This is a genomic window from Frigoribacterium sp. PhB160, assembly GCF_003751785.1.
Classification (GTDB): Bacteria; Actinomycetota; Actinomycetes; order Actinomycetales; family Microbacteriaceae; genus Frigoribacterium.
Genome location: NZ_RKIE01000001.1, coordinates 14,940 through 34,148 on the forward strand (window position 1 = coordinate 14,940; position 19,209 = coordinate 34,148).

Consider the following 19,209-nt stretch of genomic DNA (forward strand, 5'->3'; position numbering starts at 1 on the left):
GACGACCCGCGACAGAACACCGAACGGAAAGAGGAGTCATGACAGACGCGACCCCCATCACCACCACCGACAACGGAGCCCCCGCGGCGAGCGACGAGCACTCCCAGACCGTCGGGGCCGACGGCCCCATCGTGCTGCACGACCACAAGCTGGTCGAGAAGCTCGCGAACTTCAACCGCGAGAAAGTGCCCGAGCGCATCGTGCACGCCAAGGGCGGCGGGGCCTTCGGCACCTTCGTCACCACGGGCGACGTGTCGCGCTACACGCGTGCCGCGCTCTTCCAGCCCGGCGTCGAGACCGAGATGCTCGCGCGCTTCTCGACGGTCGCCGGCGAGCAGGGCAGCCCCGACACCTGGCGCGACCCCCGCGGCTTCGCGCTGAAGTTCTACACGAGCGAGGGCAACTACGACCTCGTCGGCAACAACACCCCGGTGTTCTTCATCCGCGACGGCATCAAGTTCCCCGACTTCATCCACTCGCAGAAGCGCCTGCCCGGCTCGCACCTGCGCGACCACGACATGCAGTGGGACTTCTGGACCCTCTCGCCCGAGTCGGCCCACCAGGTCACCTGGCTGATGGGCGACCGCGGCCTGCCCGCCTCGTGGCGCATGATGGACGGCTTCGGCTCGCACACCTACCAGTGGATCAACGCCGAGGGCGAGCGCTCCTGGGTCAAGTACCACTTCAAGTCCGACCAGGGCAACGAGATCCTCACGCAGGCCGACGCCGACCGCATCGCGGGCGAGGACGCCGACTTCCACATCCGCGACCTGTCGGCCGCCATCGACCGCGAGGAGTTCCCGACCTGGACCCTCTCGGTGCAGGTCATGCCCTACGCCGACGCCGCGGGCTACCGCTTCAACCCGTTCGACCTCACGAAGGTCTGGCCGCACGCGGACTACCCGCTGATCGAGGTCGGCACCATGACGCTGAACCGCAACCCGGAGAACTACTTCGCGCAGATCGAGCAGGCCGCGTTCGCGCCCTCGAACTTCGTGCCCGGCATCGCGACCAGCCCCGACAAGATGCTGCTCGCCCGCATCTTCAGCTACGCCGACGCGCACCGCTACCGCGTGGGCGTCAACCACCAGCAGCTGCCGGTGAACATGCCGAAGACCGAGGTGCACTCGTACTCGAAGGACGGCGCGGCGCGCTACCACTTCAGCGAGGCCACGGCGCCGGTCTACGCGCCCAACTCGGTGGGCGGCCCCGCCGCGTCGCCCGAGGCGGCCGGCGACACCGGCGGCTGGGAGAGCGACGGCGAGCTCGTCCGCTCGGCCGCGACCCTGCACGCCGAGGACGACGACTTCGGCCAGGCCGGCGCCCTCGTCCGCGACGTGATGGACGACGAGCAGCGCGACCGCCTCGTCGCCAACATCGTCGGCCACGTGTCGAAGGTCACGCGCCCCGACCTGCTCGAGCGCGTGTTCCAGTACTGGAACTCCGTCGACCCGATCCTCGGCTCGCGCGTGCGTGCGGGGGTGTCGCCGGAGGCGCCGGGCTCGAACGAGGACCCGGCGACGGTGGGCGTGCGCGCGTAGTCGCGAGGCACGTCAGACCGCGGGAGGCGCGGTGTCCGTTCGTCGGGCACCGCGCCTCCGGTGCGTGCGGGGTGCGGGGTGCGGGCGCTGTCGCCGAGTTCGCGACATGTCGGTGAGCGGGGGCCGGGGGACGCGGGAGGCGCGGGCCAGCTGTGCGGATCTCTCTCGCTCTCGAGCCGGGCCGGGCCCGGTCGGGCCGTCAGACCATCTGGCCGTTCCAGCGGATGTCGCCGGCGGGCCACTCGGCGGCGCGGGCGCCGACCTCGCGGAGGAGCCATCCCTCGTCCTGGCTGACGAGCACCCCCGCACCGTCGGCGGAGAACGCGGTGTAGTGGCCGGTGACGGGACCGCCGGTGACGTCGTCGAGCGGCACCCAGCCGCCGCGGCGGTAGAAGCCCTGCACCGACTCGCCCGTCTCGAGCAGGCCGAAGCGGCTGCCGAGGCGCTCGAGCGCGGCGTCGACGTGGCGGAGGAGCTCGGCGCCGAGCCCCGTCCCCTGCGCGGCGGGGCTCACGGCGACCATGCCGACGGCGGTCACGAGCACGTCGGCGTCGCCGACGGTGACGAACTGGCGGCGGAGCCCGGCGTGCGCGAGGACGACGTCGCCGTCGCGGGCCACGACCCGGAGCTCGGGCTGCATCCCGGCCCAGCTGCGCGCCCCGGCGTACCAGTGGTCGTAGCTGTCGAAGGTGCGCGCGAGCATCGCGGCGAGGGCCTCGTGGTCGTCCAGGGTGAGGTCGCCCTCGGCGACGGTGCTGAAGGTCGCGGCCGCGGTCGGCGTGACGGCGGGGGTGGTGGGCGTGGCGGACTGTGCGGCGTCGGACATGAGGTCGACGCTAGTCGCGCGGGGCGGGGCTGCCGTCACCGTCGCCGCGGGGTGTCGCCGCGGTCGGGTGCTGTCGCCCGGGCGGGTGCCGTCGCCGCGGGCGGGTGCTGTCTCCCCCCCCCCCCCCCCCCCGGGTGGGCTGGCTCGTCGCCGGGACGTCAGACGCGCCCGGAGCGGGTCGTGACCTCGATCCGGTTCAGCCACGGGTCGTCGAAGCCGAGCACGCGGCCGTCGTCGCGCGTCGCCACACCGTGGTGGCCGAGGCGCTCGCCGAGGGAGCCGAGGTCGTCGGACGTCGGCACTTCGATGCGCACCAGCCCGAGCCCGAGGGCGAGCTGACGGCGGCCGGCGCCGGCGCTGTTCCACGTGTTCATGGCCATGTGGTGGTGGTAGCCGCCGGCGCTGACGAAGAGCGCCTGCGGTCCGAAGCGCGTCGTCGCCTCGAAGCCGAGCTGCTGGACGTAGAACTGGTGGGCCTGGTCGACGTCGCCGACGCTGAGGTGCACGTGGCCGACCGTCGCGGGTCGGGATGCGGTGCCGGCCAGCGCCTCCTCGGTGACGTTCTCTTGCAGGAACGCGTTCGGGTCGAGCGCCAGCGTCGCCATGTCGACCTGGCCGTGGGTCCACGACCAGGCGGTGCGGGCGCGGTCCCAGTAGAGCTCGATGCCGTTGCCCTCGGGGTCGGTGAAGTAGAAGGCCTTGCTGACGAGGTGGTCGGCGCTGCCCGTGAAGCTCCCGGGGTGACGGCTCGCGACGGCGTAGACCGCGGCGGCGAGGTCGGCCTCGGTCTCGAACAGGATCGCCGTGTGGAACAGCCCGGCCTCACGCGGCGCCGCGTGCCGCAGCTCGGGCGCGTGCTCGAGGATCACGATCGGCGTCGCGCCGCGGCCGAGCACGGTGCGCCCGGCCGAGGGCTCGTGCGTGAGCACCGTCAGCGTGACGGCGTCGCGGTAGTACGCGGTCATGGCGTCGAGGTCGGCGACCCGCAGGGTGACCGCGCCCATGCCGGTGTCGGCCGCGAGGAGGTCGGGGGACGAGCTCGGCGTGGCCGGGGCTGCGGGGGAGGTCATGCGGGCTCCTGGGTGGGTGCGGGGGTGCGGGGGTGCCCGCGTGTCGTGCGGGCGCGTCAGTCGATGACGTGTCACCGATCTGCAACCGGGGGAGGCGCGGTGCCATTCCCGGCGCCGTTCGCGCCCCGGGCGTGCGCGGCTCGGGTCGGCTCGGTCCCGGCTCGGGCCCGGCTCCGCTCGGGGTTCTTCGCGGCGTGCGGCGTGGGGTGCGCGGCGGCGGCAGCGCCGACACAGGGCTACGCGCCGGTCAGGCGCTCGATCAGCTCGCGGTAGCGGGCGGAGGTGCGGGCGACGATGTCGGCGGGGAGCTCGGGCGGGGTGCCCTCGCCGTCCCAGTTCGCGGAGAGCCAGTCGCGGACGATCTGCTTGTCGAAGCTCTCGATGCGGCCGCCCGAGCGGTAGGCGTCGGCGTCCCAGTACCGGCTGCTGTCGCTGGTGAGCACCTCGTCGCCGAGGGTCAGCTCGCCCGTCTCGCGGTCGGCCCCGAACTCGAACTTGGTGTCGGCGAGGATGACCCCCCGCGCCTCCGCGACGCCCGAGGCGAGCCGGTAGACCTCGAGCGACGTGTCGCGCAGGGCCGCGGCCGCCTCGGCCCCGACCAGCTCGACGGTGCGCTCGAACGAGATGTTCTCGTCGTGCTCGCCGAGCGGCGCCTTGTACGCCGGCGTGTAGATCGGCTCGGGCAGGCGGTCGCCGTCGCCGAGGCCCTCGGGCAGCGCGATGCCGCACACGGTGCCGTGCTCGCGGTACTCGAGCCAGCCGCTGCCGACGAGGTAGCCGCGGACCACGCACTCCACCGGGTACATGTCGAGCGGCTTCACGAGCATCGCCCGGTCACGCACGCGCGCGGGCAGGGCGACGGAGGCGCCGGTCGGGTCGACGAGGTGGTTCGGCACGGTCTCGAGCAGCGCGAACCACCAGAGGCTGAGCTGCGTCAGCAGCGCTCCCTTGCCGGGGATGCCGGGCTCGAGCACGTGGTCGAAGGCGCTGACGCGGTCGGAGGCGACCACGAGCAGGTGCTCCGTGTCGTCGAGGGTGGCGGCGTCGCCGACCGAGTCGGTGATCGGCGCCGGCACGTAGAGGTCGCGGACCTTGCCCGAGTAGGCGTGCACCCACTGCTCGAGCTCGACGGCGTCGCCGCTCATCGCTCGCCGCCGGCGACGCGGGCCGCGATGTCGCGCCGGTACTGGCCGCCCTCGAGGCCGATGCGGCCCATCGCCTCGTAGGCGCGCCCCCGCGCCTCGGTGAAGTCGCTGCCCTCGGCGACGACGCTGAGCACCCGCCCGCCCGTCGCGATGAACTGGTCGTCGAGGCGCGCCGTGGCGGCGTGGGCGACGTGCACGCCGGCGACGGCGACCGCGTCGTCGAGGCCGGTCAGCGGTCGGCCGCTGATGACGCCCTCGGGGTAGCCCTCGCTCGCGAGCACGACCGTGACGGCGCGGGTCGGCGCGAAGCGGGGGGCCTCGTGGTTGGCGAGCTGGCCCGTGGCCGCCGCGAGCAGCAGGCCGCTGAGCGGGGTGAGCAGCCGCGGCAGCACGACCTGGGTCTCGGGGTCGCCGAAGCGCGCGTTGAACTCGATCACCCTCACGCCCGCGTCGGTGAGGATCAGTCCGGCGTAGAGCAGGCCGATGAAGGGCGTGCCCTCGGTCTCGAGCTGCCGGACGGTGGGGGTCGCGATGGTGTCGAGCACCTCGTCGACGAAGTCCTTCTCGCTGCCGAAGCGGTCGGCGAGCCACGGCAGCGGCGAGTAGGCGCCCATGCCGCCGGTGTTCGGCCCCTCGTCGCCGTCGAGGAGGCGCTTGGCGTCTTGGGCAGGACTCAGCGGCACGACAGTGTGGCCGTCGCTGAGGAAGAAGAGCGACACCTCGGGCCCGTCGAGGAACTCCTCGACGAGGACCGAGCCGTGCTGCAGCCAGTAGGTGGTGTGCTCGATCGCCGCGTCGCGGTCGCCCGTGACCAGGACGCCCTTGCCCGCGGCGAGCCCGTCGGCCTTGACGACGTAGGGCGAGCCGAAGTCGTCGAGCACGGCGACGGCCTCGTCGAGCGTGCCGACGCGGGTGGCCCGGCCGGTGGGCACGCCGGCGGCTTCCATCACGCGCTTCGCGAACGTCTTGCTGCCCTCAAGGGCGGCGGCCTTCTTGCCCGGCCCGAACACGGGGATGCCCCGCGACCGCAGGGAGTCGGCGACACCGGCGACGAGCGGCGCCTCGGGCCCCACGACGACGAGGTGCACGTCGTTCTCGAGCGCGTACTCGGTGACCACGGCCCCGTTGGACGGGTCGAGGTGCACGACCTCGACCTGGGCCGCGATGCCGGCGTTGCCGGGGGCCACGACGATCTCGTGGCCCGCGTCTTCGCGCAGCAGGGCGGTCATGATGGCGTGCTCGCGAGCACCGGAGCCGAGGACGAGGATTCGCACCCGGCGATCCTACCGAGTGCGCTCCCGGCCGCCCCCGTCGCCCAGCGGACTCGGGGAGAGCGCACGGGCCGGGGAGGGACGGCCCGCGAGTAGCGTGTGCGCATGGCCAGGGCGAGGATCGACGACGGTGCCGGCGCGGCGGCCGTGCGGGAGGCGCGGGTCGCGATCTCGAGCGGAGGCTCGGCTCCCCGGGCCACCACCGCCACCGCCGTGCGCTGGCTGCTGCAGGTCATGGCCGACGCCGAGCCGGGAGCCACCGTGGAGGTGCGGGTGCCGCCGTTCGGGGCGGTCCAGTTCCGCGAAGGGCTGAGCCACACCCGCGGCACCCCGCCGAACGTCGTCGAGACCGACGCCGCCACCTTCATCCGCATGGCCACCGGCGACCTCGCCTGGGACGACGCCCTCGGCCAGGCCCTCGTGTCGGCGTCGGGCAGCCGCGCCGACCTGCGCGGCTACGTGCCGGTGCGCCTCCCCTCGGCCTGAGCCCCGGCCCGCACCGGGAGGGACCCGGGCCCCGGCCCGCGCCGGGCGGCTGGTCCAGGCGACCCGAGCCCGGCGGCCGACTCGACGTCGAGCGCTCCGACGCCCGTGTCGCCGCGCCTCTGGGATGATGGAGCCCGTGACCGACGCACCCGACCGACCTGAGCAGCAGCCCGACGCCGACGGCGTCGCCTCGACCGACGAGGTCACCGTGCGCCGCGCCCCGAAGATCGGCGTGTTCCTCATCATGGGAGCGCTCGCCGGGGTGCTCGTGTCGCTCATCCTGACCTCGCTCTTCCCGTTCGACCAGGGACAGGGCGTCGCCTCCACGTACGGCTACTTCGCGCTGTGGGGCCTCACGTTCGGCGGAGCGCTCGGCGCGGTGGTCGCCGTCGTCATCGACCAGGTCTCGTCGCGTCGTGCCCGTCGGCTGCAGGCCTCGCGCGAGCGCGTCGACGCGCCCGACGCCACCGAGGTCGAGGGCGAGCTCGAGTAGCGGGCGACCCCCGCCTCACCCGGGCCCGTTCGCCCCGACACGTCGGCCACGCCTGACACGTCGGCCACGCCCGGCACGGCGGCCACGCCCGCCGCGGCGGCCACGCCCGACGCGGCGGCTACGCCCCGTGCGCTCGCCGCAGCCGCGTCAGCAGCTCCGGCCCGCGGGCGTCGAGCCGGCGTCCGCCGCGCTCGACGCCGATCCACAGCACGGCCGCGCCGAGCAGCACGCCCACGACGAGCGTGACGACCCCGAGGGCGACGTCGCCGGTGACGAGCGAGATGATGCCGAGCGCGAGCTCGGGCGCCGCCAGGCCGAACGAGATCGCCCAGGCCGCGTACATGCCGAGCGTCGAGGTGATGCTCGCCCCGGGCGGCGACTTGAACGGGCTCTCGCCCGCCGCCGGCACCGGCATGAGGAAGGTCGCCGACGCGACGCTCGACACCCCGAACCCGGTCAGCATGACGCCGAGCCCCATGCCGAGCAGGGCGGGCAGCTGCGTCCACGCCCCGAGCACGGCGAGCGGGATCACCGTCGCGAGCACGACCACGGGCACGGCGATGACCGACAGGGTCAGCACGCGCCCGAGCCGGTCGGCCCGGCCGGAGACGCCCGTCGAGAGGTGGGCGGCGAAGGCGGTGCCGTCGTAGGAGATGTCGGCGCAGAGCGTCACGGCGAGCAGCGCCGCGATGCCGGGCCCGATCGCGAACAGCAGCCAGGTGCTGCCGCTCGTGACCGCGACGAAGACGGCGAGCACGGGCAGCAGCGGCACGACGACGAGCGACCCGCCGTAGCGGGGGTCGCGCAGCCAGTAGACCGCGGCCCGGGCGGCGACGGCGCCGGTCGGCGTCGCCGGGAACACGCGGAACGGCCCGAGCCCCTTCGCGCTGCCGCCCGACGCCTCGCCGGGCGAGGTCACGAGCGAGGCCCGCAGCCCGACGCGCCACAGCGCCAGCAGCACGCCGAGGGTCGCGAGCGCGATCAGCGCCTTGAGGCCCGCCTCGCCGGGTCGCCCGAGCGCCAGGTCGCCGGCGACCGACCAGGTCGCGCCGACGGGGGTCCACGAGAGCACGCGGGCGATGTCGGGCAGGTCGTCGCCGATCGACGACAGCCCGCGCCCGGCCACCGCGATGAGCGGCCCGGCCAGGATGAGCGGCACGAAGACCAGCACGTTCATCAGCTCTTTGTAGCGCCGCCCGCTGCCGAACGAGCTCGTCAGCGACTCGAGCGCCCGCGACGCCGCGATGCAGGTGAGCACGCCGACGGCGCCGAAGACGACGGCCGTGACGAGCGACAGCGGGTGCTGCCACCAGCTCAGGCCCGTGGCCACGGCGGCGACGGAGGTCACGACGCCCGGCACGCCGAGCACCCCGCAGACCAGCAGGGCGACGAGGAGGCGGTCGGCCGGGATCGGGAACGCGCGCAGCTTCGTGACCGCGAGGGTCTGGTCGATGCCGCGCAGCAGCAGAGGCACGACGGCCCAGCCGAGCACGGCGAGCGAGCCGCCGAGGACGGCGGCCGTCCAGGCCCAGCGCTCCGGCGCGAAGGAGAGCGCGAAGAGCCCGCCGACGAGGGCGACGAGCACGCCGAGGCCGTAGAGGGCGCCGATGATCGCGGCGACGAGCTGCCAGGTGCTGCGCTTGAAGCCGTTCAGCATCACCCGCCAGCGCAGGCTCAGGAGGTGCGCAACCACGAGGGCCCCTGGTTGTGCTGGCGTCCGCCGACGAGCTCGACGAAGCGGTCTTCGAGGCTGGAGCCGGCGCGCACCTCGTCGGTGGTGCCGGCGGCGAGCACGCGCCCCGCGGCGATCACGGCGACGTGGTCGCACATGCGCTGCACGAGGTCCATCGAGTGGCTCGACACGATCACGGTGCCGCCGCCCTCGACGTAGCCGTGCAGGATGTCGCGGATGTTGGCCGCCGAGACGGGGTCGACCGACTCGAACGGCTCGTCGAGCACGAGGAGGCGCGGGGCGTGGACGAGCGCGCAGGCCAGCGCCACCTTCTTGGTCATGCCCGCGGAGTAGTCGACGACGAGCGTGCCGCCCGCCTCGCGGAGGTCGAGCAGGTCGAGCAGGTCGCCGACCCGCATCGCGGTCGTCTGCCGGTCGATGCCGTTGAGGAGCCCGTGGTAGGTGACGAGCTGCTCGCCGGTGAGCCGGTCGAAGAGCGCGATGCCGTCGCTGAGCACGCCGACGAGCGACTTCGCCCGCACCGGGTCGCGCCAGACGTCGGAGCCGAGCACCTCGATCGTGCCGGCGTCGGGCCGCAGCAGGCCGGTCGCCATCGAGAGGGTCGTCGTCTTGCCGGCGCCGTTCGGGCCGACCAGCCCGTAGAACGAGCCGGCCGGCACGAGCAGGTCGAGCCCGTCGACGGCGACCTTCTCGCCGAAGGCCTTGCGGAGGCCCGCGATGCGCAGGGCGGGCGTGCCGCCGGGCTCCGCCGCGGGGCGGTCGGGCGTCGGGATGGTGGGGGAGCCGTCGTCGCTCATGCGGTCGAGCCTATTCAGCACCGCCGACGTCGACCACCGTCGGGCGGGTGAGAGGCGGGGGTCTCGGGGGCGGGGCGGGCGGTGCTCGGCCGCCCCGCGCCTCCGGACGGGGTGGTCAGCTGAGCTGGTTGGCCTCGACCCAGGCGAGGTACTCCGGCGAGACGGTGCCGGTGACGTACTCGCCGGTGAAGCAGCTCATCTCGAGGTCGGTGACGTCGCTGCCCTCGACGATGGCGGCCTGCATGTCGGCGACCTCTTGGTAGATGAGGTGGTCGGCGCCGAGCTCGCGCGCGATCTCGGGGATCTTGCGGTCGTGGGCGACCAGCTCGTGACGCGACGGCATGTTGATGCCGTACACGTGCGGGTAGCGGACCGGAGGCGCGGCGGAGGTGAACGTGACCTCGTTCGCCCCGGCGGCGCGCGCCATCTCGACGATCTCGCGCGAGGTGGTGCCGCGGACGATCGAGTCGTCGACGATGAGGATGTTCTTGCCCTTGAACTCGCTCGACATGGCGTTGAGCTTCTGGCGGACCGAGCGCTTGCGCTCCGCCTGGCCCGGCATGATGAAGGTGCGGCCGACGTAGCGGTTCTTGTAGAAGCCCTCGCGGTACTCGATGCCGAGCTTGCGGGCCACCTGCATCGCGGCCGGGCGGGACGAGTCGGGGATCGGCATGACCACGTCGATGTCGCCCGTCGGCGCGTAGGTCGCGATCGTGTCGGCCAGGCGGTCGCCGAGGCGCAGGCGCGCGTCGTAGACCGAGATGCCGTTCATGACGGAGTCGGGGCGCGCGAGGTAGACGTACTCGAACGAGCAGGGGATCAGGCGCGGCGACGCGTGGCACTGCTTCGACACCATCTCGCCGTCGAGCGAGACGAAGACGGCCTCGCCGGGGGCGACGTCGCGGACGATCTCGTAGCCCCCCGACTCGAGCACGAGCGACTCGCTCGCGACGATCCACTCGTCGCGCTGCCCGTCGGCGGCCTTGCGGCGGCCGAGCACGAGCGGCCGGATGCCGAACGGGTCGCGGAAGGCGAGCAGGCCGTGGCCGGCGATCATCGCGATCGCGGCGTACGAGCCCTCGACGCGGTCGTGCACTCGGGTGACCGCGGCGAAGATCTGCTCGGGGTCGAGGTCGGTGCCGTTGACCTGCTCCTGCAGCTCGTGGGCGAGCACGTTCACGAGCAGCTCGGTGTCGCTGTTCGTGTTGAGGTGCCGACGGTCGACGTGGAAGAGCTCGCTGGTCAGCTCGCGCGTGTTCGTCAGGTTGCCGTTGTGCACGAGCACGATGCCGTAGGGCGCGTTCACGTAGAACGGCTGGGCCTCCTGCTCGTTGGTCGCGGCGCCCTTCGTGGCGTAGCGGACGTGGCCGAGGCCCATCGTGCCGAGGAGGGCGCGCATGTCGCGCGTGCGGAAGCCCTCGCGGACCTGCCCCTTGGTCTTGTGCACGTGGAAGATGCCCCGCTCGGCGGTGGCGATGCCCGTGCTGTCTTGCCCCCGATGCTGGAGGAGGAGGAGGGAGTCGTAGACGAGTTGATTAGCTGGCTCGTGCGCGACGAGACCGACGATGCCGCACATGCGGATCTGGCTCCAGACCGTAGAGTTGGGGTTACTGCGTCAGTCTGCCACGACACCGAACGGATGAACGAATGGTGACTTCCCCTGCCCACTCGACCAGCGCCTCCTACGCTGCGGCGGGGGTCGACACGGCTGCGGGCGACCGCGCGGTCGAGCTGATGAAGGCCGCCGTCAGCGCCACCCACGGGCCGGGCGTCGTCGGAGGGTTCGGCGGGTTCGCCGGGATGTTCGACGTGTCGTTCCTCAAGTCGTACGAGCGGCCGCTGCTCGCGACGTCGACCGACGGCGTCGGCACGAAGGTCGCCATCGCGCAGGCCCTCGACAAGCACGACACCATCGGGCAAGACCTCGTCGGCATGGTCGTCGACGACATCGTCGTCGTGGGCGCCCGGCCGCTGATGATGACCGACTACATCGCGTGCGGCCGCGTCGTCCCGGCGCGCATCGCGTCGATCGTCGAGGGCATCGCCCGCGCGTGCTCCGAGACGGGCACCGCCCTCGTCGGCGGCGAGACCGCGGAGCACCCCGGCTTGCTCGGCCCCGACGACTACGACGTGGCCGGGGCCGCGGTCGGCGCGGTCGAGGCCGGCCAGCAGCTCGGCTCGCACCTCGTCGGCGACGGCGACGTCGTGCTCGCCCTCGCCTCGTCGGGCCTGCACTCGAACGGCTTCTCGCTCGTGCGGCACATCCTCGCGTCGGCCGACCTCGGCTACGACGACGTCCTGCCCGAGCTGTCCGGCACGATCGGCGAGGCGCTGCTCGAGCCGACGCGGCTCTACACCTCGCCGCTGCTGCGCGTGCTCGACGACCCGGCGCTCGCCGGGGCCGTGCACTCGCTCAGCCACATCACGGGCGGCGGCATCGCCGCGAACCTCGCCCGCGTGCTGCCGAAGGGGTCGTGGACCGAGGTCGACCGGTCGACCTGGTCGCCGGACCCCGTGTTCCGCGTGCTGAGCGACCTCGCCGGGTCGACGCTCGAGTCGAGCGAGGGCACCTGGAACCTCGGCATCGGCATGATCGCCGTCGTCGACGCCGCGTCGGCCGACGCCGTCACCGCGGCGCTCGTCGCGGACGGCGTCGCGACGTGGCAGGTCGGGGTCGTGTCGGTGGGTGCGGGTGCTGGGTCTCGGGGGCTCGAGGGGTTCGAGCAGGGGGCGAAGGGCGTCGACGGAGGCGCGGTGCGGCTGGTGGGGGCGTTCCGGGGGTAGGTGCGGGTGCGGGCTGTCGGCCCGTCGGCCCGTCGGGACGTCGGGACGTCGGGACGTCGGCCTTTCGGCCCGTCGGCCTTTCGCGTCACGTTTCGCGCGTGACGTCGTGGAAGAACGTGACGCCGTGCTCAGAACGTGACGCCGCGGCAGCCGGGCCCGGTGCGTGCAGCAGTGTCGGTGGCCGGACGTAAGATGCTCACATGCACGCCCGTCTCGGGCGACCACACCTGACGACGATGTCGGGTCGGACGACGAAGGAGTCGACCATCATGACCACCACCCCGCTCTCCCGCACGCCTGCCAGCTCGAGCCACCTCTGCCGTGTGCCGCTGACGAAGGCTCCCGCTCGTGTCACGTCCGCCGTCGGCGGTCGCCGTGTCGCCTCGCTCATGGCGGGCGGGCTCGGCCTGCTCGTCGTCGTCGGGCTCCTGCCCGTCGTCGCGCAGTTCGTCCGGTAGTCGGGGCGGTCGCTGCGGTCGTCACCGCGAACCGCGTTCCGAACCATGAACCGTGTTTCTTCGCGGTTCATGGTTCGGAACGCGGTTCGCGGCAAGCGAGCGTGCTGGCCGGAGGCGCGCAGAGCGCTGCGGGGGAGCCGCGCGGTGTGCCGCGCCCCGCAATGCGAGAGAACTCGGGCAAGGTGTGCGGGTCGGGCGCCAGTCGGCCCGTATTCTCGCCAATTCGGTAGGTGGCCGAAGGCGTACCGCGGAGGGGCCCGGGGGAGCCGGCGCGGGGCCGGGCGCGCGGGAGCGCTGGTCAGGGGCGGCGGGAGCCGAGCACGCAGAACTCGTTGCCCTCGGGGTCGGCGAGCACGACCCAGCTGACGTCGGCCTGGCCGACGTCGACGCGGCGGGCGCCGAGGGCGACGAGTCGCTCCACCTCGGCGTCGCGGTCGTCGGGACGGAAGTCGAGGTGCAGGCGGTTCTTCACCGTCTTGCCCTCGGGCACCTTGACGAAGAGCAGCCCCGGCAGCGTGTCGGCGTCGGGCCGGAGCTCGGGCTCGTCGTCGGTGCCGGCGGAGATGTCGACCCAGCCGAGGGCCTCGACCCACCAGGCCGCGAGGGCGTCGGGGTCGAGGGCGTCGACGACGACCTGCTCCCAGATCAGAGTCACGAGGTCACCCTTCTCGCCGACGAGGGAGCGCCTAGGCGCTCTTGTCCTGGTCGTGTCCGGCGTCGTACTCGTCGTCGAAGTCGTCGGCCCACTTGTCGACGTACTCCTCGCCGGAGTCGCTCTTGGTGGCTAGTTCTTTCTCGAGCGCACCGTAGTTCGTGTCAGGGCTGAAGTACTTCAGCTCTCTGGCGACCTTGGTGTGCTTAGCCTTTTGACGGCCGCGCCCCATGCGTGACCCCCTCGTGAACTCGGCCCGGAAAGTGTGTCGGACGAACCGGGAACTACCGACAGGTGTGGTTGCAAAACTGGACCCGATCTTATCATGGGCCCCTGCCCCCGGCGGCTCCCCCGCAGGCCGACTCGGACAGAGGCCCTCAGGGTCAGGCTCGGTGCCTCCGCCGGTTGAGCACGACCAGGACTAGTCCGAGCGCAAGAGCCAGTATCCCGAACAAGCTCGCGGCCAAGGTGGAAGGGGAAGTGCCCGTCCAAGCAAGCGCGAGGCTAGGAGCTGCAAGCTCGGATGCTGCCTCGACCGTGGCCGGCGGCGGAACGCTGGCGTCGGCGGGAGAAAGGGCTCCAGGCCCCTGCCCCTCTTCGCTTCCCTCCGAAACTGGGGTGCGCTCGAGAATACGGAACGGCAATGGTGCAGGGGAGCCCCCTTCCTGGAACGACACGTACCCTCCGAAGCCATGTTCATCAGTCAGCGTCATGCCGACGACGGTGAAGTCGCCTGGTCTGAGGCCTCGATCACCTGTCGCGACTACAACTGCGCCCGTCGTCACGTCTTCGGTCGTCTCGAGCTCGTCAGGATCGGAGTCGAAGAAGTAGACCCCTCCATCCGAAGTCGTCACAACGACTTGCGCTACGCCGATATGGCTCGCATCACGCACCGACCACGTGATCCTCACGTCGTCGCCATACGCGACCTCGCTTGGCGCCGCGACCGCGAGAATCTCAGGAGGGTCGCGATCGATGGCCCCTCCGTCGATCAAGAACGTGACAGGTGCCGATTCCGTGCCAAGGGCTCTGATGGTCACGCCCCCCTCGGCATTGTGGGCAGCAAACCGCGTGACAGTCCAGATGCCCGGGGAGGCTGACAGGTCCACGCGCCAGGTAACGAGACCTCGTTGAACGTCACCCTCCCCAGCGGGCTCCCCATCGACTTGGTAGGAAAGGGTCCGCGACTCCCCTGAAGGACCTTCCAGGTCGACATCCAAGGAAGCGACTTGAGGTAGCCCAGTCACGGCCCATTGGAAGTCGACGTCGTCACCCGCTGTGAATGGCCCAGGCGCAGATGTGATCTCCAGGACGGGAGCGCTGGGAGAAGGGCCCTCGCCCCCCGGCTCGGAGGGTTCCGGCTGGGGCTCAGGCTGGACGCCCACGACGCTGATGTTGGGGAAGGTGATGGCGCCAGGGGCGGTGAAGTCGACGTGGCCGTCGTTGGAGGCTTGGTCGTAGATGTTGACGCTGTGGGGTGTGTAGGTCCCGCCGGGCCAGATGCCGCCGTCGACTGTGGCCGTGGCGGTTCCGGTCCAGAGGTCGCCGGTTTTTGTGGCCGTGTCGTCGTTTTGGTCCCACCTGATCTGGAAGAGGGAGCCGGTGGGTGCTTCGACGTAGAAGATGGCGGCCTTGAGGGCGTTCTTCTCGCGGATGGTGAAGTCGAGGCGGATCTGGTCATCGGCACCGACGGTCGCCGGAGAAGCCAACTTCACGCCTTCCAAGATGGGCGCGGTCAGGTCAGCTGAGGCGTTGACGACGGTGATGTTGGGGAAGGTGATGGCGCCAGGGGCGGTGAAGTCGACGTGGCCGTCGTTGGAGGCTTGGTCGTAGATGTTGACGCTGTGGGGTGTGTAGGTCCCGCCGGGCCAGATGCCGCCGTCGACTGTGGCCGTGGCGGTTCCGGTCCAGAGGTCGCCGGTTTTTGTGGCCGTGTCGTCGTTTTGGTCCCACCTGATCTGGAAGAGGGAGCCGGTGGGTGCTTCGACGTAGAAGATGGCGGCCTTGAGGGCGTTCTTCTCGCGGATGGTGAAGTCGAGGCGGATCTGGTCATCGGCACCGACGGTCGCCGGAGAAGCCAACTTCACGCCTTCCAAGATGGGCGCAGTCAGGTCAGCTGAGGCGTTGACGACGGTGATGTTGGGGAAGGTGATGGCGCCAGGGGCGGTGAAGTCGACGTGGCCGTCGTTGGAGGCTTGGTCGTAGATGTTGACGCTGTGGGGTGTGTAGGTCCCGCCGGGCCAGATGCCGCCGTCGACTGTGGCCGTGGCGGTTCCGGTCCAGAGGTCGCCGGTTTTTGTGGCCGTGTCGTCGTTTTGGTCCCACCTGATCTGGAAGAGGGAGCCGGTGGGTGCTTCGACGTAGAAGATGGCGGCCTTGAGGGCGTTCTTCTCGCGGATGGTGAAGTCGAGGCGGATCTGGTCATCGGCACCGACGGTCGCCGGAGAAGCTAGCGCCAGCGACTCGAGAACAGGCGAAGTGAGATCTGGATCGACGGGAATCGGAGCTGCTTGCGCCGCAGATGCGCCGAAGAAGGACAGAGCGGCAACGATCGTCACACTCGCCTTGAGGAAGGTATTTCGTTTCACAGCTTCTCCATCACTCACCAACAGGCCCGCTGAAGGCTATAGGTGATTTTGGCTCATGCGCGCACGCCGGGGTTGCGTGATGCCGAGGCGAGCGCGCGTTTGACATCGATCACTGTCAGCCTGAAGCAGGTGGGCCTCGCCGCCCCTGCCCCCGGCGGCTCCCCCGAGCGGGCATGATGAGCGGGTGCAGCAGACCGCCGACGCGCCGACGACACGCGTCGTCGTGGTGGGCGCCGGGCAGGCCGGGCTCTCGGTCGCGTACCACCTGCGGCGCCTCGGCCTGCGGCCCCACGTCGACTGGGTCGTGCTCGACCGCGGACCCGCCGCCGGAGGCGCGTGGCAGCACCGCTGGGCCTCCCTCCGCCTCGGGGCCGCCCACCGCGTCGCCGACCTGCCGGGCATGGCCGAGCTCGGCCTCAGCTTCGACACCGCCGACCGCTCGGCCCCGGCCCGCGACGTCGTCCGCGACTACTACGCCCGCTACGAGGAGCACTTCGAGCTGCCCGTGCTGCGTCCCGCCGCGGTGCGCGACGTGATCGACCTCGGCGGGCGGCTGCGCGTGCGGTACGCGCACCGCGCCTCCGACGCGACGACGGACCCCACGACCGGCGGGTCGACCGAGGCGACCACCGACACGGCCGAGGCGACGATCGACACGGAGGCGCTGGTCACCGCCACGGGCACCTGGGGCACCCCGTTCGTGCCCTGGTACCCGGGCCGCGACGGGTTCCGCGGGCGGCAGGTGCACACGTCGTCGTGGGTCGACGCCTCCGAGTTCGAGGGCCTCGACGTCGTCGTCGTGGGAGGCGGCACCAGCGCGATCGGGTTCGTCCTCGACCTCGAGGGGGTCGCGTCGTCGACCACGTGGGTCAGCCGTCGTCCGGTCGAGTGGCGCGACGGCACCGAGCAGCTGGGCGTCGGCGCGGCCGTCGCCGCGGTCGCCGAGCAGGACGCCGCCGCCCGCGCCGGCCTCGCCCTGCCGAGCATCGTGAGCGGGACGGGCGTGCCGCTGACCCGACGGTTCCGTGCGGGCATCGAGCGCGGCACCCTGGTCGAGCGACCCGTGTTCACCGCGATCGAGCCCGACGGCGTGCGCCTCGCCGACGGCGGCTTCCGCCACGCCGACGTGATCGTCTGGGCGACCGGGTTCCGTCCCGAGCTGCGGCACCTGGCCCCGCTCGGGCTCCGGTCTGGCGGCGGGGGAGTCGCGGTCGCCGACGGCGTCTCGACCCGCGACCCGCGCGTGTTCTTCGCCGGCTACGGCCCGCAGGCCTCGACGATCGGAGCCAACCGCGCCGGCCGGGCCATCGCCCGCCAGGTCGTCAGCCTGCTCGAGTCCCGCCGCGACTGAGACCCGAGCCCCGAGCCCCGCACCTCGACCCCAGCACCTACCGCTCCGGCGCCGCCACCCCGTGCGTCGCCGCCCACACCGCCACGGCCGCCGCCGCCGACCACGCCTGCGGACGGCACGACGCCGGGTACGGCACCGGCGCCGGCACGTCGGCCCGGGCGTCGCCCGAGTGCAGCTCGGGCATGCGGTGATCGAAGGCCGGGGCCGCCGCGAGCAGCCCGTCGGCGAGCTCCTGCGCCTCGGCCGCGAACCCGGCCCGGGCGAGACCGGAGACCGCGATGGCCGTGTCGTGCGTCCAGACGCTGCCCCCGTGGTAGCTCAGGGGCCAGAAGCCCGAGCTGTCGCTCGACATCGTGCGCAGCCCGAAGCCGGCCGCCAGCTCGGGCGAGACGAGCCGGGAGGCGACCAGCGCCTCCTCGTGGGGGTCGAGCAGTCCCGTGCCGAGCAGGTGGCCGAGGTTGCTCGTGACCGTGTCGACGGGCCGCTTGGCGGCGTCGAGCGCGATGGCCGGGTAGTGGCCCGCGGGGTCGGCGACCCAGAAGGAGGCGCGGAACCGCTCCCGCAGGCGCGTCGCCCAGCTGCGCCACGCGTCGCCGCCCTCGCGGCCGAACCGGTCGAGCAGCTCGGCCCCGTGCACGGCGGCCTCGTAGGCGTAGGCCTGCACCTCGCAGAGCGCGATCGGCCCCTCGGCGAGGGTGCCGTCGCGCCACTGGACGCTGTCACCGCTGTCTTTCCAGCCCTGGTTGGCGAGGCCGTGGCCGGTCTCGTCGACGTACTCGAGCAGGCCGTCGCCGTCGCTGTCGCCGTGGTCGCGCATCCAGGCCAGCGCGGCCTGCATCGCGGGCAGCAGCGCCTCGACCTCGTCGTCGGGCAGGCCCCAGCGCCAGGCGTCGTGCAGCAGGCAGACCCAGAGCGGGGTCGCGTCGACGGTGCCGTAGTAGAGGGGAGGCAGGCTGACCCCCTCGCCGGGGATCGTCAGCGTGCGCTGCCGCAGCTCGTGCATCACCTTGCCGGGCTGCTCGGCCGTGTCGGGCACCGAGGTCGTGCCCTGCAGCCGGGCGAGCACCCGCAGCGTGCCGGCGGCCACGGTCAGGTCGAGCGGCAGCGTGAAGCGCGCGGCCCAGATCGAGTCGCGGCCGAAGAGCGTGAAGAACCAGGGCGCGCCCGCGGCGTAGAAGACGTCGTCGGGCGAGCCGGTCGTCGTGAGCCGCAGCGCCGCGAGGTCGTCGTGGGCGCGCTCGAGCCAGCGGGCGAGGCGGTCGTCGCGCGGGGCGGGCTCGGGCGCGGCCCAGGCGAGGGGGCCCGCGACGCCCGCCACGACGGCGGTGTCGTCCGCGGCGGCGAGGGCGAGGGCGACCGTCGTGCGGGACCGCGGCGGGACCACCACGGTCCACGTCGCGACGAGACGGGTGCCGTCGAGGTGCACCGCGCCTCCGGTGCTGCCCTCGGTCGCGGCGTCGACGGTCACGGCGACGCCGTCGGACGACCAGGAGGCGCGGGTCCCGTCGCCCGAGACGGTCACGTCGCCGGGGCGCTCGCCCGGCAGGCCGGCCTTGACGATCTCGAGGGCCGAGGCGTCGGGCACGAGGGCGACCGCGACCTCGAGCCGCAGCTCGCGGTCGAGCCGCGACGCGACGGTGAGGCGCTCGACGAGCCCGTCGGACGAGACCGTGCGCACCTGGCTGAGGCGCACTCCCGGGTCGGCCCCCTCGTCGTCGACCGCCCGCAGCAGCGACTCGAAGCGGATCGTCGAGGCGTCGACCGGCACGGTCGCGACGTGCTCGGGCGACCGGCCGTCGACGGTGGCGACGAGCGAGCGCACCAGGCGGACGTCGCCGAGGTAGACGCCGTGCACGGGCGAGGCTCCCATCGCGCCGTCGTCGGCCGACCAGGCCTGGGCCGGCGCCCGCAGCGCGACGGCCTGCCCGGCGAGGAAGGGCTGCAGCGGGGCGTCGGAGGTCGGCGCGGCGGCGGCGGACGCGTCGGCGGGCGAGGCGCCGTGCGGGCGCGTGGTGGTGTCGGTCATGCGGGGCTCCGGTGGGTGGGGCGCGGCG

Annotated in this window: 17 protein-coding genes; 6 read left to right on the top strand and 11 right to left on the bottom strand. The window is 72.6% G+C overall.

The genetic code is table 11. The annotated features are described in order from the left end of the window. The first annotated feature begins 38 nt into the window (after positions 1-38). Positions 39-1,541 (top strand): catalase, encoded by a 1,503-nt coding sequence (locus tag EDF38_RS00085; protein ID WP_123353393.1) that lies wholly within the window; start codon positions 39-41, stop codon positions 1,539-1,541. A 199-nt stretch (positions 1,542-1,740) separates the two neighbouring features. On the opposite strand, the gene EDF38_RS00090 is transcribed toward EDF38_RS00085, so the two are convergent. The 4 genes from EDF38_RS00090 to purD all read right to left on the bottom strand — a co-directional run bounded on the left by EDF38_RS00090 (position 1,741) and on the right by purD (position 5,856). Next, entirely contained in the window at positions 1,741-2,367 is a 627-nt protein-coding gene (locus EDF38_RS00090) for a GNAT family N-acetyltransferase (protein WP_123353394.1), read from the bottom strand. Positions 2,368-2,525: 158 nt separating this feature from the next. Next, positions 2,526-3,437, bottom strand: a complete 912-nt coding sequence (locus tag EDF38_RS00095) for a VOC family protein (RefSeq protein ID WP_233572080.1) — start codon at positions 3,435-3,437, stop codon at positions 2,526-2,528. A gap of 236 nt (positions 3,438-3,673) precedes the next feature. Beyond that, on the bottom strand, positions 3,674-4,582 hold the full coding sequence (locus tag EDF38_RS00100; protein ID WP_123353395.1) for a phosphoribosylaminoimidazolesuccinocarboxamide synthase: 909 nt from the start codon (positions 4,580-4,582) through the stop codon (positions 3,674-3,676). Then, the gene (gene purD, locus EDF38_RS00105; RefSeq protein WP_123353396.1) at positions 4,579-5,856 is read right to left on the bottom strand and encodes a phosphoribosylamine--glycine ligase; all 1,278 of its coding nucleotides are present in this window, start codon (positions 5,854-5,856) and stop codon (positions 4,579-4,581) included. The genes EDF38_RS00100 and purD overlap by 4 nt, the downstream gene beginning before the upstream one ends. Positions 5,857-5,958: 102 nt before the next feature. Between purD and EDF38_RS00110 the strand changes: the two genes are divergently transcribed. Both EDF38_RS00110 and EDF38_RS00115 read left to right on the top strand, forming a co-directional pair. Then, the gene (locus EDF38_RS00110) at positions 5,959-6,339 is read left to right on the top strand and encodes a sterol carrier family protein (RefSeq protein WP_123353397.1); all 381 of its coding nucleotides are present in this window, start codon (positions 5,959-5,961) and stop codon (positions 6,337-6,339) included. A gap of 136 nt (positions 6,340-6,475) precedes the next feature. After that, positions 6,476-6,832 carry a hypothetical protein gene (locus EDF38_RS00115; RefSeq protein WP_148061402.1) on the top strand — a complete coding sequence of 119 codons (357 nt, stop codon included), beginning with the start codon at positions 6,476-6,478 and terminating at the stop codon, positions 6,830-6,832. Between the two features lie 118 nt (positions 6,833-6,950). Here the strand turns inward: EDF38_RS00115 and EDF38_RS00120 are convergent, their stop codons facing one another. The 3 genes from EDF38_RS00120 to purF form a co-directional block, all read right to left on the bottom strand. Further along, on the bottom strand, positions 6,951-8,525 hold the full coding sequence (locus EDF38_RS00120; protein WP_199734535.1) for a transporter: 1,575 nt from the start codon (positions 8,523-8,525) through the stop codon (positions 6,951-6,953). After that, positions 8,507-9,322 (bottom strand): ABC transporter ATP-binding protein, encoded by an 816-nt coding sequence (locus EDF38_RS00125; RefSeq protein WP_123353399.1) that lies wholly within the window; start codon positions 9,320-9,322, stop codon positions 8,507-8,509. The genes EDF38_RS00120 and EDF38_RS00125 overlap by 19 nt, the downstream gene beginning before the upstream one ends. Positions 9,323-9,437: 115 nt before the next feature. Further along, positions 9,438-10,898 carry an amidophosphoribosyltransferase gene (gene purF / locus EDF38_RS00130; protein ID WP_123353400.1) on the bottom strand — a complete coding sequence of 487 codons (1,461 nt, stop codon included), beginning with the start codon at positions 10,896-10,898 and terminating at the stop codon, positions 9,438-9,440. Between the two features lie 71 nt (positions 10,899-10,969). Here purF and purM point away from each other — a divergent pair, with 71 nt between their 5' ends. Both purM and EDF38_RS00140 read left to right on the top strand, forming a co-directional pair. Continuing rightward, the gene (gene purM / locus EDF38_RS00135) at positions 10,970-12,106 is read left to right on the top strand and encodes a phosphoribosylformylglycinamidine cyclo-ligase (RefSeq protein WP_199734536.1); all 1,137 of its coding nucleotides are present in this window, start codon (positions 10,970-10,972) and stop codon (positions 12,104-12,106) included. Between the two features lie 269 nt (positions 12,107-12,375). Beyond that, positions 12,376-12,564, top strand: a complete 189-nt coding sequence (locus tag EDF38_RS00140) for a hypothetical protein (RefSeq protein WP_148061403.1) — start codon at positions 12,376-12,378, stop codon at positions 12,562-12,564. Positions 12,565-12,862: 298 nt separating this feature from the next. On the opposite strand, the gene EDF38_RS00145 is transcribed toward EDF38_RS00140, so the two are convergent. The 3 genes from EDF38_RS00145 to EDF38_RS00155 all read right to left on the bottom strand — a co-directional run bounded on the left by EDF38_RS00145 (position 12,863) and on the right by EDF38_RS00155 (position 15,804). After that, positions 12,863-13,219: a VOC family protein gene (locus tag EDF38_RS00145; RefSeq protein ID WP_123353402.1), complete on the bottom strand. Its 357-nt coding sequence runs from the start codon at positions 13,217-13,219 to the stop codon at positions 12,863-12,865. A 31-nt stretch (positions 13,220-13,250) separates the two neighbouring features. Next, on the bottom strand, positions 13,251-13,448 hold the full coding sequence (locus EDF38_RS00150; RefSeq protein ID WP_123353403.1) for a DUF3073 domain-containing protein: 198 nt from the start codon (positions 13,446-13,448) through the stop codon (positions 13,251-13,253). Positions 13,449-13,599: 151 nt separating this feature from the next. Next, positions 13,600-15,804, bottom strand: coding sequence for a hypothetical protein (locus EDF38_RS00155; RefSeq protein WP_148061404.1), 2,205 nt, complete (start codon positions 15,802-15,804; stop codon positions 13,600-13,602). 184 nt (positions 15,805-15,988) lie between these two features. Here EDF38_RS00155 and EDF38_RS00160 point away from each other — a divergent pair, with 184 nt between their 5' ends. Next, positions 15,989-17,155: an FAD-dependent oxidoreductase gene (locus tag EDF38_RS00160; RefSeq protein WP_123353405.1), complete on the top strand. Its 1,167-nt coding sequence runs from the start codon at positions 15,989-15,991 to the stop codon at positions 17,153-17,155. Positions 17,156-17,192: 37 nt separating this feature from the next. Here EDF38_RS00160 and EDF38_RS00165 read toward each other — a convergent pair whose 3' ends face one another. After that, on the bottom strand, positions 17,193-19,181 hold the full coding sequence (locus EDF38_RS00165) for a glycogen debranching N-terminal domain-containing protein (protein WP_123353406.1): 1,989 nt from the start codon (positions 19,179-19,181) through the stop codon (positions 17,193-17,195). Positions 19,182-19,209 lie beyond the last annotated feature (28 nt).